Here is a 17111-nt window from a genome sequence, read left to right as displayed (position 1 = left end):
TGGGTTTTTCACGGGGGTTGTCTTTCGGGGGGCGGGGCCCCCGCGCCCCCCCCCCCAAGGCCGGGTCCGTGTGTCAGTGGGCCTGGGCGAGGTAGTCGTACTGACTGGGCAGGTTCTGGACCAGCTCGCGCGAGGTGGCGCGCACCCGCTCGAACTCCTCGGCCGCGGCCGAACCGTCCATCAGATCAAGGGCGCCGGGCGCGCGCAGCGGGAGCCCCTGCAGACCGAGGAGCATCGAGACGTAGGAGTACGACTCGAAGCCGTGGTAGTGCGGGTAGATGGTCTCCGCGTCGGGCATCTTGGTCTTCCACTGCTCGATGCGCGCGGCAAGCGCGTCGGGCACCGCACGGTTCTTGGCGTCCTGCCAGTACTTGGTGTCGTTCCGCTTCGCGGCGCGGTAGTGCAGGACCAGGAACTCCCGGACTCCGTCGATGCAGTGGTTGACCGCGGTGTTGTACGAGTCGCGGAGCTGGGTCGCCCAGTCCTCCTGCGGGAAGTGCTTGACCAGCTGCTCGATGCCGTGCTGGATGAAGAAGATCCCGGTCGACTCCAGCGGCTCGACGAAGCCGCTCGACAGGCCGATGGCCACGCAGTTCTTCGTCCAGGAGTTGCGGCTGCGGCCGATCCGCATGCGGATGTGGTTCGCCTCGAGGTCCGCCGCGTCCGGGCCGACGAACTCGCGCAGCGTGCGCTCGGCCTCCTCGGGGTCGCAGTAGTCGCTGGAGTAGACGTAGCCCGTGCCGATGCGGTCGAAGAGCGGGATCGTCCAGATCCAGCCGGCCTCCTGGGCGGTGGCCGTGGTGTAGGGACGGATGCCCGTCTTGGCCGTGTCCTGCGGGACGCGCAGCGCGACGGCACGGTCGTTGGGCAGGGTGTCCTGGAAGGAGACGAAGGGCTCGCCCAGCTTCTCGTTCAGGAGCAGGCCCTTGAACCCGGTGCAGTCGATGAAGAGGTCGGCCTCCAGGTCGCCGTGGTCCTTCGTGGCGACGGCGGTGATCCAGCCGCGGTCGTCGAGCTTGGTCTCCACCACGTCGTCGACGACATGGCGGACACCGCGGTTCACGCCGTACTCGGTCAGGTACTTCGCGAGCAGCGCGGCGTCGAACTGGTAGGCGTACGGGAACTGCGTGTCCTGCTCGGTGAGGGTGGACTTGAACACGGAACCGTCCGGCCCCAGGTCACCGTTGCTCTGCTCGAAGAGCGTGCCGTCGAGCAGGCGCGGGGAGCGCAGGTTGTCGCCCATCTGCGCCATCACGAAGTTGTCGACGTCGAAGCGCTCCGAAGGACGCTGCTTGAGCCACCAGTCCGTCAGCGGGAATCCGTCGACGACGCGGAGCCGCTCGAAGGGATGGTAGAAGTGCTTGCCCTGCTCGGCCCAGTTCTCGAAGCGAATGCCCAGTTTGTAGGTGGCGTTGCACGCCGGCATCCAGTCGGTTTCCTTGAGTCCCAGGTACTCGAAGAAATGGCGCACGGTGCTGAAAGTGGCCTCGCCCACGCCGATGGTGGGCACCCGGTCGGATTCCACGACGGTGACCGATATTCGGTCGCCGAACGCGGCCTTGAGATAACTGGCGCTCATCCAGCCGGACGTGCCGCCGCCCACTACTACAACCCTGTTGACCATGCTCGTCGCCTTCCTGTTGTTTTCCGGTCGGGTTTCAGTCACGCGGCACGCCGCGCAGCGAATCGGGCAGACGGTCGAGGTTCACCATGTTGCACCAGGTGCTCGCCGGCTCACTGATGTCGTGGAGCGCGCCGTATTCCTCGCCCGCCTTGGTCAGCATGAAATGCAGATCGCTGGCATGGCCGAGGAAGGTGAATCCGCCGTCGATCCGGTTCCGTACGCTTGCGGCGTCACGGCAGAGGGTCCCAAGGGGCACGCCGGCCTCGCGGCAGGCGTCGGCCACCGTGCGCACGGCGTCCTGGAACGCCGGCTCCTCGCTCCAGAACTTCGCCGGCAGGCCGAGCGACAGATGGAGGTCGTTGGGGCCGATGAAGACCAGGTCGATGCCCTCGACGGCGAGGATCTCCTTGATGTTCGCCAGGCCCTCGGTGGTCTCGATCTGGACGCCGACGAGAATCTCGTCGTTGGCCTCGGCGATGTAACCGGGGCCGCTCGTGGCGAAGCCGACGTGCGGCACCATGCCGCCGCCACCGCGCTCGCCCTTGGGCGGGAAGCGGGCGAAGCGCACCGCGTCCGCCGCCTCCTTCGCGGAGTTGACCATCGGCACGATCACACCCTGGGCGCCCGCGTCGAGCGCGTGCTTGATGTGGTCGACCGTGCCCGCCGCGACCCGCGCGATCGGGGTGATCTCGCCGCCGCTCAGGTCGGCGATCACGCCGAAGATGTGGCTGGCGGTGGTGTGGTCGATGGGCGTGTGCTCGAAGTCCACGAGCATCCAGCGGAACGAGCCCTGCGCGACCAGGAGTCTGGTCGAGTTCACGTTCTGCAGCTGGAGCCAGGTGCCGACCGCAGGGCTGCCCTGGCGGATCAGCTCAAGCGTCTTGTTCTTGCGCATCAGCCTGTGTCCTCTTCCGGTTGTTCACGTGCAGGCCATGGTTGATAAGGAATTCTTCGATCCGCTCGGTGATCGACGTGAATATCGACTGCATCGTCTCCTGATCGGATCGTTCTGTCTTCATCAGTTCACCGAACAGAATCGCCGCGCCCGCATTGGACACCCATTCCGGAATGATGGTGATGCCCTGCCGGTTCCAGTGCGCACGGACTTCGTCGGTTGCGAAGGCATTGTTGGCCCCGCAGACCACCACCTGCCCGGAACTCTTCACGAACTCCTGCATGACCGCGTCGGTGAGTGCGTACCGGGTCGCGCAGGGTGTGAGGACTTCGGGTGCGGCGGCGGCGACGAAATCGACGAGCAATTCCTCGTCCGGCTGGTCGGCACCTCGCGGAACCCATTTCCATCCGCGGAGCGGGCTGTCCCGTACGAGATCGCCGAAGGGCTTCTCGCCGCCCTGGTCGGCGGCCCGGCGGCGGAGCAGCTCCTCGACGTCGATCCCGTCGGGGTCGATCAGGAAGCCGTCCTTCTCGCAGATGCCCGTGACGAGGCCGATGCCGCGCGAGGTGAGCGAGTGCGCCGCGTTCGATCCGACGCTGCCGAACCCCTGGATGGCGACGCGCGGTGTGCCGCCGGCCGACAGGCGGATCGCCTCGGCGACGGAGTGTCCCGTGGCGGCCTCGTCGACCGTGGCGTGGTCGTTCCAGGGCAGCGCGAGGCGCTGCGGGACGACCTGCGCCTGCGAGGGGATTCCGGCGTACCGGGCCAGGGTGTGGGCCATCGCGACGAACGCCGTCGGCAGGGCGAGATCCTCCCGCGCGATGCGCTCGATCGCCTCCCTGCTGGTGTAGAGGTCGGCCCCGGTGCTCCACTCCTCCGCGATGACGTCACGGTGCGCGATCATGAACCGGCGCAGGACGCCCTCGGCCTCCGGTGCCGTGGGGTCGAACCGGATTCCGCCCTTGCCGCCGCCGAACCGCGGGCGCTGCAAGGTGTTCTTCAGGGTCATGGTCGCCGCGAGATCGGCCACTTCCGACAGCGTGACGTTCGGGTGCATGAAGAGGCCCCCGCCGGAGACCCCTCCCTCCAGGCTGTGGATGACGAGCCAGCCCTGTGCCTCGGTCTCGTCGTCCCGCCAGTGGAACACCTTCGCGAAGCGTTGAGTCGTGCTCACGTCGTGATTCACCCTCCGGTCGGCTGCTGCTGTGCGATCGCCCCGGGTGCGCGGCGTTCGCCTGAGTAGATGTCGAGTGCTTCCTGGTAGCTGGGGCTGACGAAGTTGACCAGGGCGGGCAGTGGGGGCACGCCGGAACGGCCGGGGGCCGGTCCGGTGCCGCTCAGCTCCGCGTAGTTGGCCAGCGAGAGGGCCGAAGCGGCCTCGTGCTCCGGTACGCGTTCGCGCTGGAACTCGGCAAGGACCGCGCCCTGGTCCTCCGGCCATTTCTCCAGGAGCCGCTCCAGGACGGCGCAGTCCTCCAGGCCGAGGTTGACGCCCTGTCCGAGGAACGGCGCGACGGTGTGCGCGGCGTCGCCGAGCAGCAGGACCGAGCCGTCGTGGACCACCGGGGAGCAGGTCACGACGGAGATCGAACTCACCGGCGCCCGCGAGGGATCGGGCTCGGCGAGGCGGATCCGGTCGGCCTCATCGGGGAAGTCGCGCCGCAGGACGGCGAGCACGGCCTCGTCCGTATCGAGGTCGGCGAAGGTCAGCGCGCCGTCCCGCGGCAGTACGAGCGTGCAGCGCAGGGAGCCGTCGCGGTTCGGCAGGCCCACCATGAAGTAGCCGTCGCGGGGCCAGATGTGGATGGCCGACGAGGGCCGCGGGTCGGCACCTTCGCCGCCTTCGGCGAGGATCGTGACCTCCCGGTACTCGGCCCCCACCTGCTGCTGCCGGCTCTGGGTGAGACCCTGCTCGGCGAGGTGCCGGCGGACCGCGGAGTGGGTCCCGTCGGCGCCGACGAGCAGGTCGTAGTCGGCGTGCCGCGCCTGGCCCGACCGGTCGACGAAGGAGACCCGCCGGGCGCCGAAGTCGACGCCCGTGCACTCCGTTTCGAAGGTGAACCGGACCACGGGCGCGGCGTCCGCGTTCTTCATCAGCAGCAGGTTCAGGTCGTTGCGGTCGATCGACAGGGTCTGCCAGTCGTCACGTCCGTAGCCCGCGACGCTGACCTCGCCGTCCAGGCCGTGCCGCGCGCGGCTGTCCATCGGCACCACGAGCCCGGCCAGTTCGGCGCGGGAGCACTTGCCGTCAAGGGCGTCGACGCCCCTGGGGGACAGCGAGAGGTTGATCGTGCGGCCGTCGTAGCGCAGTCCGCTCGCCACGTAGTGCGGGCGCTTCTCGTACACCTCGACGGTGTAGCCGCGTGCCGCGAGGATCTGGGCGGCGAGACAGCCCACCGGTCCCGCGCCGACCACCACCGCCCTGCGGGCGGGCATGCGTGTATTCGTCAATGAAGACAATGTGAGGTCACCAAGCTCTTCTGTCCGACGTCCGCCGGATTCTCAGGCGGAGCTTTTGGATCCGGGGTTTGATCGGACTGAGAATGAATGTCCGGAAGAAAACACAGAAGCGGATGTGTACGGAACTCCGCCCGGCCCGGACACGAAATGCTGATAGAACCCGGCTAAGGTCGTCATCCGCCTCTCGGAACTCATTCTCACCAACGTCTCGACCCTAACCCGACACCTTCTTCCGCCGGTGCGTTCGACCGTGAAGAGAGCGTGGGATCGCCTCGCCGGAGAGGCCTCGATATAGCCGCCGAGTCGCGCGTTCGACTGCGGCTGATACCCGGTTGAACGACACGGGCCGATTCAGCCCGCGCGGCTGGGGCAATTGCCGGTGCCCGGCACGCTGCTCGGCCCGCCAGCGGCCTCGTCCTCGGCCGGATCCAGGCCGTCTTCGCCCTCTCTGGCGTGCGCTATGCCGTCCAGTGCGATGAGCAACTCCCGCCGCAGTCCGATCCGTTGGGCGAGCTGCCGGGCCTGCTGATGGTGCCCCTCGCCCAGGGCGCACTCGCCCCGGTCGCGGTGCACCGCGCCGATGACGTTGTGGACGAAGGCCGTGACGGCCGGACGGCTGAGACTGCGCAGGAGTTCGAGCGCGGCATGTCCGGCCACCAGCGCCTCGGCGTGCCTGCCCTGCCGGCGGTAGACGTCCGCGTACCGGGCGAGGACCGATGCCTGGCCGTACGGCGTCGCATAGCGCCGGGCCAGCACGGATGCCTCGGCGAGGCGCTCAAGGGCGACTTCGTACGCGCCGCCCTCGGCATGCGCGGTGGCCTCGCCGGTGAGACCGACGATCTCGCCGTACGGGTCGCCGATCCGCCTGCTGTTGAGGATCATCAGCCGGCTGGTCTGCAGCGCCTCGCCGTGCCGGCCGAGGGCGAACTGGGCCTCGCCCAGGGAGGCGAGGGCCGCGCCCTCCTCCCTGCGCGCGCCCGCCCGGCTGAAGATCACCAGGGACCGGTGCAGAAACAGGATGGCGTTCTCGTACTGACCCATCGTGTTGTAGAACATGCTGATCCTGCTGAGGCAGAACGCGACGGCAAGGCTGTCCCCCAGGCGCTCGGCGATGGCCAGCGCCTCCTGCGCGCACGCCAGGCCTTCCTTGACGCGCCCCAAGTACCAGTACGGCGTTGCCAGGTTCGTCAGCGCCTCGCCCTCCAGCTCCGCGTCGCCCATGCGGCGGGCGGCGGCCACGGCCCGGTGCAGCACGTCCAGTTCGTCCTCGGCGTGGCCGCGTACGCGCAGATAGGGGGTGAGCGTCTGCGGCAGCCTGGCCACATGCGCGTCGAAACCGGCCTCCTCCGCATGGACGAGCGCCGCCAGGAGGTTGGCCCGTTCCGTCTGGAACCAGGCGAGGGCGGCCTCCCGGTCCGGCAGCGGCGGCAGCACATCGGGACGGCGGGAGAGCTCGACGTCAAGACGCTCGCGGTCCGGCTGGATCACCGAAGCGGCCTCGTCGGCGGCGCACAGGTAGTAGTCGAGCAGCCTGGTCCGCGCGCGATGGGCCGTCGCGGAATCCACCTGCGCGACGTCACGGGCCAGTGAGCGCACCAGGTCGTGGAAGACATAGCGGCCCGGGGTGCGCTGGATGAGCAGCCGGGCGTCGAGCAGATCCTCCAGGAGCAACTCCGCTGATCCCAGCGGCAGTTCGGCGAGCGCGGCCACCGTGTGTCCGTCGAAGTCCGTGCCCGGGTGTACGCCGAGCAGCCCGAAGAGCTGCTGGTGGCGCGCGGGCATCGAGGCGCGCGACAGCTCGAGGACCGCGCGGACGCTGCGGTGCTCGGCCACCAGCTCGCCGAGCCGGGGCACTTCGCCCGCAAGGCGGCCGACCATGGAGGCGATCGTCCACTGGGGGCGGTTGCGCAGCCGGGACGCGGCGATCCGCAGGGCCAGCGGGAGCTGCCCGCACAGGGCGACGAGCTCCGCCGCGGGCTCCGGTTCGGCGAGCACCCGCTCACGGCCGAGCACCCCGCTCAGGAGCGCGAGCCCGTCGGCCGGTGTCGGCAGGGGCAGCGGCAGCGGCACCGCCCCGTCGAGCCCGGCGAGGCGGGAGCGGCTGGTGACAAGGACCAGGCAGCCGGGGCCGCCGGGCATCAGCGGGCGCACCTGGTGCGAGGTCGCGGCGTTGTCGAACAGGAGCAGCAGCCGCCGCCCCGCGGTCATGCCGCGCCACAGGCTCTCCCGGTCCGCGAGGTCGTCCGGGATGCGCTCCCCCGGCACTCCGATCGCCCGGAGCAGGGTGGCGAGTGCGGTGCGCGGCGCCACCGGTTCGAAGCCCGGGGTGAAGCCGTGCAGGTCGAGGAAGAGCTGGCCGTCGGGGAAGCGTCCTGCCAGGCGGTGTCCGGCGTGCACGGCCAGGGTGCTCTTGCCGCTGCCGCCCATCCCGTCGATGGTGATGACCTTCGTGGGCTCGTCGACGCCGTCCGGGACATTGGAGAGCAGCCACCGCATCTCCGCCTGCCGGCCGGTGAAGTCGGACAGGTCGTGCGGCAGGGACCGCGGTTCCTTGAGCGGCGCCTCGGAGATCGGCGGCCGCGGGGCCTGGGGCGCCGGGTCGTAGAGGTCGGGTTCGTTGCGCAGGATCTGCTGGTGGCGCAGGTCGGCCTCGGGCCCGGGGTCGATGCCGAGCTGTTCGGCCAGAATCGTACGCAGGTCGTGGTAGACGCGCAGTGCGTCGGCCTGCCGGCCCACCCGGTAGAGCGCCACCATCAGCAGGGCGCTCAGGGACTCCCGCAGCGGATGCTCGGCGACCAGGTTCCGCAGCTCGCCCACCGCGTCGTGTGCGCGGCCCTGTTCGACGCGCAGCTCAAGGAGCCGCTCGCGCGCGCCGAGGAGCCGCTCCTCCACCGCGGTCGCGGCGGACTCAAGTAACGGGGTGCGGCTGTCCGGGAGCACGCGCCCCCGGTGCAGGCTCAGGGCCGCTTCCAGGACGGCGACCTCGTCGTCGATGTCCTCGCAACGGCGCGCGAGGGCCAGGTACTTGTCGAAGCGGGTGAGGTCGAGCTGATCGTCATCGACGACGATCCGGTATCCGGGGCCATCGGTGATCAGGAAGTGCTGCCCGCCCGGAATGCGGGAGCGCAGGTCGGCGACGACCTTGCGGATCTGGTGCTCCGCCGTCGCGGGCGGTGCCCACTCCCACACGGCGTCCACGAGCCTGGACATCGGAACGATCCGGTTGGCCTCGAGCAGCAGAGCGGCCAGCACACCGTGCGACCGCTGGCCGCCAAGGCGCAGCTTCTCTTCTCCGTCCCACACCTCGAGCGTCCCCAGGACACCGAACCGGACGGCACCCCCCCGTGCGGCCATCATGGTTGATCACCCTACGGGAAGGGCGCGGCCCGGGAGGATGAAGGTCGAACAACCAACTGGCCTGCTGTTCAACGCTGTTGGGGCCGCTCCGGGCTGAACTTGAACGTCCTTGACGGAAAAGCCGGCCGCCAAGAATACTCGGCCATCGTCGGTGATCTGCGCCCAGCCGTGGACGGCCATTCTCGCCTCCACGCCGCATGGGCATCCCGGGCGGGCACGCGCTTCGTTCAACGCCCCGACCCTCCGGCCGACACCTCCGCAGCGCTCCCGTCCACCTCCGCACCGAGGTCGACGCGGCATGCGCCACCGCCCTACGCAAGATCGCCGAAAGCCGGGAGAATCTCTCATGAAGGCACTGGTGCTTTCGGGCGGGTCCGGGACTCGCCTCAGGCCGTTCAGCCACTCCATGCCCAAGCAGCTCATCCCCATCGCCAACAAGCCCGTGCTCGCCTATGTCCTGGAGAACATCCGCGACCTGGGCGTGACCGAGATCGGGATCGTGACCGGCGATCGCGGCGACCAGATAGCCGCGGCCATCGGTGACGGTTCCCGGTTCGGCGTCCGCATCACCTATCTGCGCCAGGACGCGCCCCGGGGTCTCGCGCACGCCGTCACGACGGCACGCGACTTCCTCGGCGACGACGACTTCGTGATGTACCTCGGGGACAACATGCTGCCGTCGGGGATCGCGGACGCCGCCGCCAGATTCCGTGCCCGCCGCCCCGCCGCCCAGATCCTGGTCCACAAGGTGCCCGACCCGCGCGCCTTCGGTGTGGCCCAACTCGACGAGGACGGAAGGGTGTTGGCGCTCGTCGAGAAGCCGCAGGAGCCGTGCAGCGATCTCGCGCTGATCGGCGTCTACTTCTTCACCTCTGTCATCCACGACGCGATCGCCGCCATCGTGCCGAGCCCGCGCGGCGAGCTGGAGATCACCGACGCCGTCCAGGAGCTCGTCGGGCGCGGCACCCCGGTCCAGGCGATCGAGTACGACGGCTACTGGAAGGACACCGGCGACGTCGAGGAGGTCCTCGAGTGCCACCGCAAGGTGCTCGAAGGCCTGCGGCCCGACACCGGCGACGCGGACGTGGTCGACAGCGAACTGATCGGCGCCGTCGTCCTGGAGAGCGGCGCCCGCGTGGTGCGCTCCCGCATCGAGGGGCCCGTCGTCATCGGCGCGGGCACCCTCGTCGAGGACAGCAGCATCGGGCCCTGCACCTCGGTCGGCAGCGGCTGCGTACTGCGCGACACCGGGCTTCGCGACTCCATCGTCCTGGACGGTTCGAGCGTCACCGGCGTGCGCGGCATCGGGGGTTCGCTGATCGGGCGTGCCGCGTCGGTGACCGCCGCGGACAAGGGCCCGCGCCACCGGATCGTCATCGGCGACCACGCCGGGGTCGAGGTGGCCGTCTGATGCCTTCGCCGAACTCACGACGACCCACTCAAGAAGGCAGGACGGCATGAGGATCCTGGTGACCGGCGCGGCCGGATTCATCGGCTCGCACTTCGTACGCACTCTCCTGAACGACGGCTACGCCGGCTGGGAGGGCGCCCGGGTGACCGCCCTCGACGCCCTCTCCTATGCGGGAAACCGCGACAACCTCCCCCCGCACGACCCGCGTCTGGACTTCGTCCACGGCGACATCTGCGACCGGGACACCCTGATGGACGTGCTCCCCGGGCATGACGCGGTGGTGCACTTCGCCGCCGAGTCGCACGTGGACCGCTCCGTGGAGTCCGGCGCCCCGTTCGTCCGCACCAACGTGGGCGGCACCCAGAACCTCCTCGAGGCCTGCATCGCCACCAAGGTCGAGCGGGTCGTGCACGTGTCGACGGACGAGGTGTACGGCTCCATCGCCGAGGGCTCCTGGACCGAGGAGTGGCCCTTGCGGCCCAACTCCCCGTACGCGGCGTCGAAGGCTGCCTCCGACCTGATCGCCCGCGCGTACTGGCACACCCACGGCCTGGACCTGTCGATCACGCGGTGCTCCAACAACTACGGGCCTCACCAGCATCCGGAGAAACTCGTCCCGCTCTTCGTCACCAATCTCCTGGAGGGCCTGCCGGTGCCGGTGTACGGGGACGGCCTGAACGTGCGGGAGTGGCTGCACGTCGACGACCACTGCCGGGCCGTGCACCTCGTGCTCCAGGGCGGCAGGGCCGGCGAGATCTACAACGTCGGGGGCGGCGACGAACGCACCAACCTCGCGGTGACGGACCTGCTGCTCGACCTGTGCGGCGCCGACCGCTCCGCCATCCGGCACGTCACGGACCGCAAGGGCCACGACGCCCGCTACGCCCTGGACGACACCAAGATCCGCGAGGAGCTCGGGTACGCCCCGCGCATCGCCTTCGAGGAGGGCATGGCGGCCACCGTCGACTGGTACCGCGGGAATCCGGCCTGGTGGAAAGCGTCCAAGTACGGCGATCCGGAAGGCAGCTGACATGGCCCACACGCAAGGAGAGGGCGATCCCATGGGTCAGCGCAAGGAGCTCATCCTGGAGTCGGTGCGCAAGTACCACCAGGAGGCCCAGGACCTGAAGCCGTTCGTCCCTGGCGTCACCGAGATCTGGCCGTCCGGCGCCGTCCTGGCGGCCGAGGACCGGGAAGCTCTGGTGGAGGCCGCGCTGGAGATGCGGATCGCGGCGGGGCGCAGCTCCCGCAAGTTCGAGTCGTCCTTCGCCCGTTGGATGGGCCGGCGCAAGGCGCATCTGGTCAACTCCGGTTCGTCCGCGAACCTGTTGTCGGTGGCCGCCCTGATGTCGCCGCAGCTGGAGGAGAGCCGGCTGCGGCCCGGCGACGAGGTCATCACGGTCGCCGCGGGCTTCCCGACCACCGTGAACCCGATCCTGCAGAACGGTCTGGTCCCGGTCTTCGTCGACGTGGACCTCGGCACGTACAACACCACGGCGGACCGGGTGCGCCAGGCGATCGGCCCCCGGACCCGGGCCATCCTCATCGCCCACGCGCTCGGCAACCCCTTCGAGGCCGCCGAGCTCGCCCAACTCGCCGAAGAGCGCGACCTGTTCCTCATCGAGGACAACTGCGACGCGGTCGGCTCGCTGCACCACGGGCAGCTCACCGGCACCTTCGGGGATCTGTCCACCGTCAGCTTCTACCCGGCGCACCATCTGACGACCGGCGAGGGCGGCTGCGTACTGACCTCGAACCTCGTCCTCGCGCGCCTCGTCGAGTCACTGCGCGACTGGGGGCGCGACTGCTGGTGCGAGCCCGGGGAGACCAACCGCTGCCTCAAGCGGTTCGACTACCAGATGGGGACGCTGCCGGCCGGCTACGACCACAAGTACATTTTCTCGCACGTCGGTTACAACCTGAAGGGCACCGACCTCCAGGCGGCCCTGGGTCTGAGCCAGCTCGGCCGGCTCGACGAGTTCTGCGCCGCGCGGCGCCGCAACTGGCGCCAGCTGCGCGACGGCCTGGACGGCGTGCCCCATCTGGTGCTGCCGCGCGCCACCGAGGGATCCGACCCGAGCTGGTTCGGCTTCGCCCTCACCGTCGAACCCGACGCGCCGTACAGCCGTGCCGAGCTGGTCGACTTCCTGGAAGGCCGGAAGATCGGCACCCGGCGCCTCTTCGCGGGCAACCTCACCCGCCACCCCGCCTACATCGGCACGCGGCACCGCATCTCGGGGGACCTCATCAACAGCGATATCATCACAGAACAGACGTTCTGGATCGGCGTCTACCCCGGTCTGACCGAGGAGATGCTCGCGTACGTCGTCCAGTCGATCCGGGAGTTCACCGCGGCGCACGGCTGACCCGCGACCACACGACCACGCGACCCGCGCAGGCTCCATGCCGCGCTCCATCTGCCAGGGACGTCAGGAGTCCTCCCCATGCAATCCCTACAGATTTCCGGCCCGCGCCTGGTCCGGCGGATCGACCACACCCTCGCCGACCGCCTCGCCCTCTCGACGGCATCGGCGGGCACGATGCTGCCCACGGACGAGTTCGCGCACTGGCTCGGCGGGCGGCGCGCCGCGCACGCCTTCCGGACCGAGCGCATCCCGTTCGCCGCGCTCGACGCCTGGACGTTCCAGGAGGGTACGGGCAATCTCGTGCACCGCAGCGGCCGTTTCTTCAGCGTGGAAGGGCTGCACGTCACGGTGTCCGGCGACGAGGGCACCGAACAGTGGCACCAGCCGATCATCCGGCAGCCCGAGGTCGGCATCCTCGGCATCCTGGCCAAGGAGTTCGACGGAGTCCTGCACTTCCTCATGCAGGCCAAGATGGAGCCGGGCAACCCGAACCTGCTCCAGCTCTCCCCCACCGTCCAGGCCACCCGCAGCAACTACACCAAGGTGCACCAGGGTTCGGACGTGCGGTACCTGGAGTACTTCACTCGGCCCGACCGGGGCCGGGTGCTCACCGACGTGCTGCAGTCGGAGCACGGTTCCTGGTTCTACCGCAAGAGCAACCGCAATGTGATCGTCGAGGCCATCGGCGACGTCCCGGACCACGAGGACTTCTGCTGGCTCAGCCTGGGCCAGCTCAATGAGCTGCTGCGGTGGGACAACGTCGTCAACATGGACTCGCGCACCGTGCTCGCCTGCATGCCGGGCGGCGCGGGCGCGCAGGGCAGTGCGCTGCACCCGGACGCCGACCTGATGTCCTGGTTCTGCTCGGAGCGCAGTCGGCATGTCGTCACCGCGGAGCGGGGCGCGCTGCGCGACGTTCCCGGCTGGGAGTGCTCGGAGTGGGCGATATCCCATGCCGAGCAGCGGTTCTTCCGGGTGGTGGCGCTGTCGGTGGAGGCCGGCAACCGTGAGGTGGCGCGCTGGACGCAGCCGCTGTTCGAGCCCGTGGACACCGGGGAGATCGCGTTCGTGGCCCGCCGGTTCGACGGCGTGCTGCATGTGCTTGTGGCGGCCCGTGTCGAGGGCGGGTTCCTCGACACCGTCGAGCTCGGGCCCACGGTGCAGTGCATCCCCGGCAACGTGGCGCACCTGCCCGAGGAGCAGCGCCCCGCGTTCCTCGGCACCGTCGTCACCGCCACCGCGTCCGATGTGCTCTACGAGGCGGTGCACTCCGAGGAGGGCGGGCGGTTCCTCAACGCCGAGAGCCGCTACCGCGTCGTCCTCGCCGACGAGACCCAGGCGCCGACGGATCCCCCGGCCGGGTTCCACTGGGTGACGCCCGATCAGCTGGCGTCGCTCGTGCAGCACGGGCACTACCTCAACGTGCAGGCACGCACGTTGCTCGCCTGCCTCCGCACGATCGCTCCCACCGCATGACCGCCGCCCCCACCGGGGCGGCTCCGCTACGGGTCGGTGTGCTCGGCTGCGCCTCCGTCGCCCGGCGACGTCTGATGCCCGCTCTGGCGGCCCTGCCCGAGACCGAGTTGACGGCGGTCGCCAGCAGGGACGCGGGCCGCGCACGGGAGTTCGCGGCCCTGCACGGCTGCCGGCCCGTGCACGGGTACGCGGCGCTGCTCGCCCGCGACGACATCGACGCGGTGTACATCCCGCTGCCCGCCGCCCTGCACGGGGAGTGGATCGCCGCGGCGCTGCGTGCGGGCAAGCATGTCCTCGCGGAGAAGCCGCTGACCACGAGTGCGCACCGGACCGCGCAGCTGCTCGCCGATGCCCACGACCGCCGCCTGGTGCTCATGGAGAACGTGATGTTCCTCCACCACGGCCAGCACGCGGCGGTGCGCGGCCTGCTGCACACCGAGCGGGCCATCGGTGAACCACGGTTCCTGCGTGCGGTGTTCGCCGTGCCGCCGCGGCCCGCCGACGACATCCGGTACCGGGCGGACCTGGGGGGCGGGGCGCTGTGGGACGTGGGCGTCTACCCCGTGCGAGCCGCGCTGCATCTGCTCGGTGACGGACTGACCGTGTGCGGGGCGGCCCTGTCGCGGGCCGCCGGGTACGAGGTCGACACCTCCGGTGCCGCGCTGCTGCGCACGTCGACCGGGGTCTTCGCCCACCTGTCGTTCGGCCTGGAGCAAGCGTACGCCTCGACGTACGAACTCTGGGGCAGCGAGGGCCGCATCGTCCTGGACCATGCGTTCACCCCGCCCGCGGACCATCGCCCGCTGGTGCGTCTGCAGCGCGCCTCCGGCACCGAAGAGATACGGCTCGACGCGGAGGACCAGGTCGCGGGCACGGTGCGCGCGTGGGTGGCGGCGGTGCGTTCAGGGACCACGCCGGACATCGGCACGCTGAGGCAGGCCGAACTCCTCGACGAGATCAGGCGGCACGCCGGCGGCTGAAACTGCGTCAGCTGCCCTTCCCCGCCTCTCCGTTACTCCCTCCTTCCCCCCACACACAGTCTCGGCCGCCGCACGTCCGCGGCAGGTCACCCCACCCGGAAGGAACCAGCACACCCATGTCTCTTCCCGAGCCATTGCCCCTGTACGGCCCCGAGTACAAGACCGACCCCTATCCGCTTTACGGCAAGCTGCGCGACGAGGGACCCGTGCACCGGGTGCACTTCCCCAGCGGCGTCGACGCATGGCTGGTCACCGGCTACGCGGCGGCCCACCAGGCGCTCAACGACGACCGTCTGGGCAAGAACCACGACCTCGGCAACGACGCCTGGCGCTCGCGCGCGGCGATCATGCCCGAGCCGCAGCACTCGCAGCTCCAGGCGCATCTGCTGCACCAGGACCCGCCGAAGCACACCGTGATGCGGCGCCTGGTCACCGAGGCCTTCGCGCCGCGCGCCATGGAGCGGATGCGCGGCCGGATCGAGGAGATCGCGGCGGAGCTGCTCGACGCGGCGGTCGGCCGCCCCGGCGCGGACGCGCCGGTGAGCGGTGTCGTCGACGTGGTCGACGCGTTCGCCGCCCACTTCCCCTTCCGGGTGCTCGCCGAGGTCATCGGCCTTCCGGCCGACCTCGCGCGGCGCTTCGACCGCGACTGGGGAAAGGTCGTGCAGCCTGTCGGTCCTTCCGACCCCGGGCGCCCCGCCTACGAGGGCCGGCTGCGCGGTCTGCAGGCCTATATCGCGGAGGTGACGCAGGAGAAGCTCCGCAATCCCGGCGACGACCTGCTCACCTCGCTGGTCACGGCGCGCGACGAGGGCACGATCAGCAAGGAGGAGACCGACTCGATCGTCTTCCAGCTCCTGGTCGCGGGACAGGAACCGGTCACCAACCAGATCACCACCTCGCTCATCGCCCTGCTGCGCAACCCCGAGCAACTCCGGCGCCTGCGCGCCGCGTTCGACGGATCGGGCGATGACGACCCGGGCCTGCCGGCGCGTGCAGTGGAGGAACTCCTCCGCTACGACAGCGCGTTCGAGCTGACCACCTGGCGGTTCTTCGCCGAGGACTCGGACCTGCACGGCACGTCCATCCCGGCCGGCGACTCGGTGATCGTCTCGCTGAGCGCCGCCAACCGCGATCCGGAGCGCTTCCCCGACGCCGACACCCTCGACCTCGACCGCAGCCCCAACCCGCATCTGGCCTTCGGCCACGGCATCCACTTCTGCCCCGGCGCCTCACTGGCCCGTATCGAACTCCAGGTCGCCATCAAGGCGTTGCTGACCCGGCTGCCGCAGTTGCGGTTCGCCGTCGACGACGCCTCGCTGGTCTGGATCTCCGCCGTCCTGGCGCGCGGCGTCAACGAACTCCCGGTCGCCTACGGGCCGCAGGATCCGCCGCCCGCCGCCTCCGGCTGCCCGGTGCGGCATTGACCGGATCCGCACCGCTCCTCTCAGCCAGCACACAAGCCCCAGAAAGCGAGCACACAGTGTCCTCTGCCCCCTCTTCCGCCTCCTCTTCCCTCTTCGAGTCCGAATCCGCCGAGACCCGGCAGATCACCCACGAGATCCTGTCCCTGCTGCTTCCGCACCGGCGTACCGTCGAGGCCGACGCCGAGCTCGACACCACCGACGCGTTCCCCGAACAGCTCCTTCAGATATCGGGGCTCGTCGGCCGAGGTGAACCGGTGCTGTTCACCCTGCCGGGCTTCCCGTGCAAATCTCCCAACACCGCGAAGGTCTTCAACCACCTGCCGGACCAGGGCGAGTTGCTCGCCCTGCGCTTCCTGGACTCGCTGTGCGCCCGGATCGGGAAGGTGTACGCACCGGGCGCCCGCGTCCTGATCTGCTCCGACGGGCACATCTTCGGCGATGTCATCGGCGTCCCCGACGAGCACATCGACGCCTACGGCGACGCGTTGCGCTCCATGATCAGCAGCGAGGGAATGGCCGAGCACCTGGCCACCTTCGACCTGCGTGACGTGTACGGCACGACGCTGTCGTACGACGAGAAGCGCATGGCCACCACCGACCGCTACGCGCCGACGATCGAGGACCTGCGGGCCGAGGTCAAGGTCGACGACTCGACGCTGCGGATGTATCGCGGCATCACCCGCTTCATGGTCGAGGACACCGCCGGCTGGGAGGGCACCAAGTCGGCCCTGCAGCGCGATGCCCGGAAGCGCGCCTACGAGGTCATCCGGCGCAGCCGGGCCTGGGGCGAGCTGATCGCCGAGCACCACCCCCGTACGGTGCGTCTCTCCATCCACCCGCAGAACCGCGGCGAGGCCAAGTTCGGCATCCGGCTGCTCGGCGCGGCCGACGCCTGGACCACGCCGTGGCATTCGGTGCCGCTGCGCAGGGCCGACGGCGGCTGGGAGCTGATGCACCGCACGGAGGCGGAGCAGATCGGCCGTGAGGTCCAGCGGGACGGGCGCCCGAGCCACTTCGAGGCCCTCGACGGCTCCGACGACGTGGCCGTCGCCGTGTAGTAGCGCGACACTTCCTCCCGACAACAGCGAGCGGGTGCCCTGTTCACCGTGGTGAAC

At 69.9% G+C, this 17111-nt stretch carries 12 protein-coding genes; 7 read left to right on the top strand and 5 right to left on the bottom strand.

Annotated features, from left to right (window positions below; all coding sequences use genetic code 11):
* Positions 1 to 73: 73 nt before the first annotated feature.
* The 5 genes from ACFWY6_RS32810 to ACFWY6_RS32790 form a co-directional block, all read right to left on the bottom strand.
* Positions 74 to 1624 carry a tryptophan halogenase family protein gene (locus ACFWY6_RS32810; protein WP_384698199.1) on the bottom strand — a complete coding sequence of 517 codons (1551 nt, stop codon included), beginning with the start codon at positions 1622 to 1624 and terminating at the stop codon, positions 74 to 76.
* Positions 1625 to 1658: 34 nt separating this feature from the next.
* Positions 1659 to 2519, bottom strand: a complete 861-nt coding sequence (locus ACFWY6_RS32805; RefSeq protein ID WP_384698196.1) for an HpcH/HpaI aldolase/citrate lyase family protein — start codon at positions 2517 to 2519, stop codon at positions 1659 to 1661.
* A complete protein-coding gene (locus tag ACFWY6_RS32800) occupies positions 2497 to 3693 on the bottom strand; it encodes a Glu/Leu/Phe/Val dehydrogenase dimerization domain-containing protein (protein WP_384698193.1) in 1197 nt (398 codons plus the stop codon). The genes ACFWY6_RS32805 and ACFWY6_RS32800 overlap by 23 nt, the downstream gene beginning before the upstream one ends.
* Before the next feature lie 8 nt (positions 3694 to 3701).
* Positions 3702 to 4970, bottom strand: coding sequence for an FAD-dependent oxidoreductase (locus ACFWY6_RS32795; protein WP_384698191.1), 1269 nt, complete (start codon positions 4968 to 4970; stop codon positions 3702 to 3704).
* A 360-nt stretch (positions 4971 to 5330) separates the two neighbouring features.
* Positions 5331 to 8336 (bottom strand): BTAD domain-containing putative transcriptional regulator, encoded by a 3006-nt coding sequence (locus ACFWY6_RS32790; protein ID WP_384698188.1) that lies wholly within the window; start codon positions 8334 to 8336, stop codon positions 5331 to 5333.
* A gap of 346 nt (positions 8337 to 8682) precedes the next feature.
* On the opposite strand from ACFWY6_RS32790, the gene ACFWY6_RS32785 reads away from it, so the two are divergent.
* From ACFWY6_RS32785 to ACFWY6_RS32755, 7 genes are all read left to right on the top strand, one after another.
* Positions 8683 to 9747, top strand: a complete 1065-nt coding sequence (locus tag ACFWY6_RS32785) for a glucose-1-phosphate thymidylyltransferase (protein ID WP_384698185.1) — start codon at positions 8683 to 8685, stop codon at positions 9745 to 9747.
* A gap of 46 nt (positions 9748 to 9793) precedes the next feature.
* Positions 9794 to 10777 carry a dTDP-glucose 4,6-dehydratase gene (rfbB, locus tag ACFWY6_RS32780; RefSeq protein ID WP_384698182.1) on the top strand — a complete coding sequence of 328 codons (984 nt, stop codon included), beginning with the start codon at positions 9794 to 9796 and terminating at the stop codon, positions 10775 to 10777.
* A gap of 31 nt (positions 10778 to 10808) precedes the next feature.
* Positions 10809 to 12113 carry a lipopolysaccharide biosynthesis protein RfbH gene (rfbH, locus tag ACFWY6_RS32775; RefSeq protein ID WP_384698179.1) on the top strand — a complete coding sequence of 435 codons (1305 nt, stop codon included), beginning with the start codon at positions 10809 to 10811 and terminating at the stop codon, positions 12111 to 12113.
* A gap of 78 nt (positions 12114 to 12191) precedes the next feature.
* Positions 12192 to 13589, top strand: coding sequence for an NDP-hexose 2,3-dehydratase family protein (locus tag ACFWY6_RS32770; RefSeq protein ID WP_384698177.1), 1398 nt, complete (start codon positions 12192 to 12194; stop codon positions 13587 to 13589).
* Entirely contained in the window at positions 13586 to 14569 is a 984-nt protein-coding gene (locus ACFWY6_RS32765; protein WP_384698174.1) for a Gfo/Idh/MocA family protein, read from the top strand. The genes ACFWY6_RS32770 and ACFWY6_RS32765 overlap by 4 nt, the downstream gene beginning before the upstream one ends.
* Positions 14570 to 14685: 116 nt before the next feature.
* Entirely contained in the window at positions 14686 to 15996 is a 1311-nt protein-coding gene (locus ACFWY6_RS32760; RefSeq protein ID WP_384698171.1) for a cytochrome P450, read from the top strand.
* Between the two features lie 56 nt (positions 15997 to 16052).
* On the top strand, positions 16053 to 17054 hold the full coding sequence (locus tag ACFWY6_RS32755) for an L-tyrosine/L-tryptophan isonitrile synthase family protein (protein ID WP_384698168.1): 1002 nt from the start codon (positions 16053 to 16055) through the stop codon (positions 17052 to 17054).
* The last annotated feature ends 57 nt before the right edge of the window (positions 17055 to 17111 follow it).

This window comes from Streptomyces sp. NPDC059037, assembly GCF_042740015.1.
Classification (GTDB): Bacteria; Actinomycetota; Actinomycetes; order Streptomycetales; family Streptomycetaceae; genus Streptomyces.
This window is presented reverse-complemented; position numbering and strand designations above follow the sequence as displayed.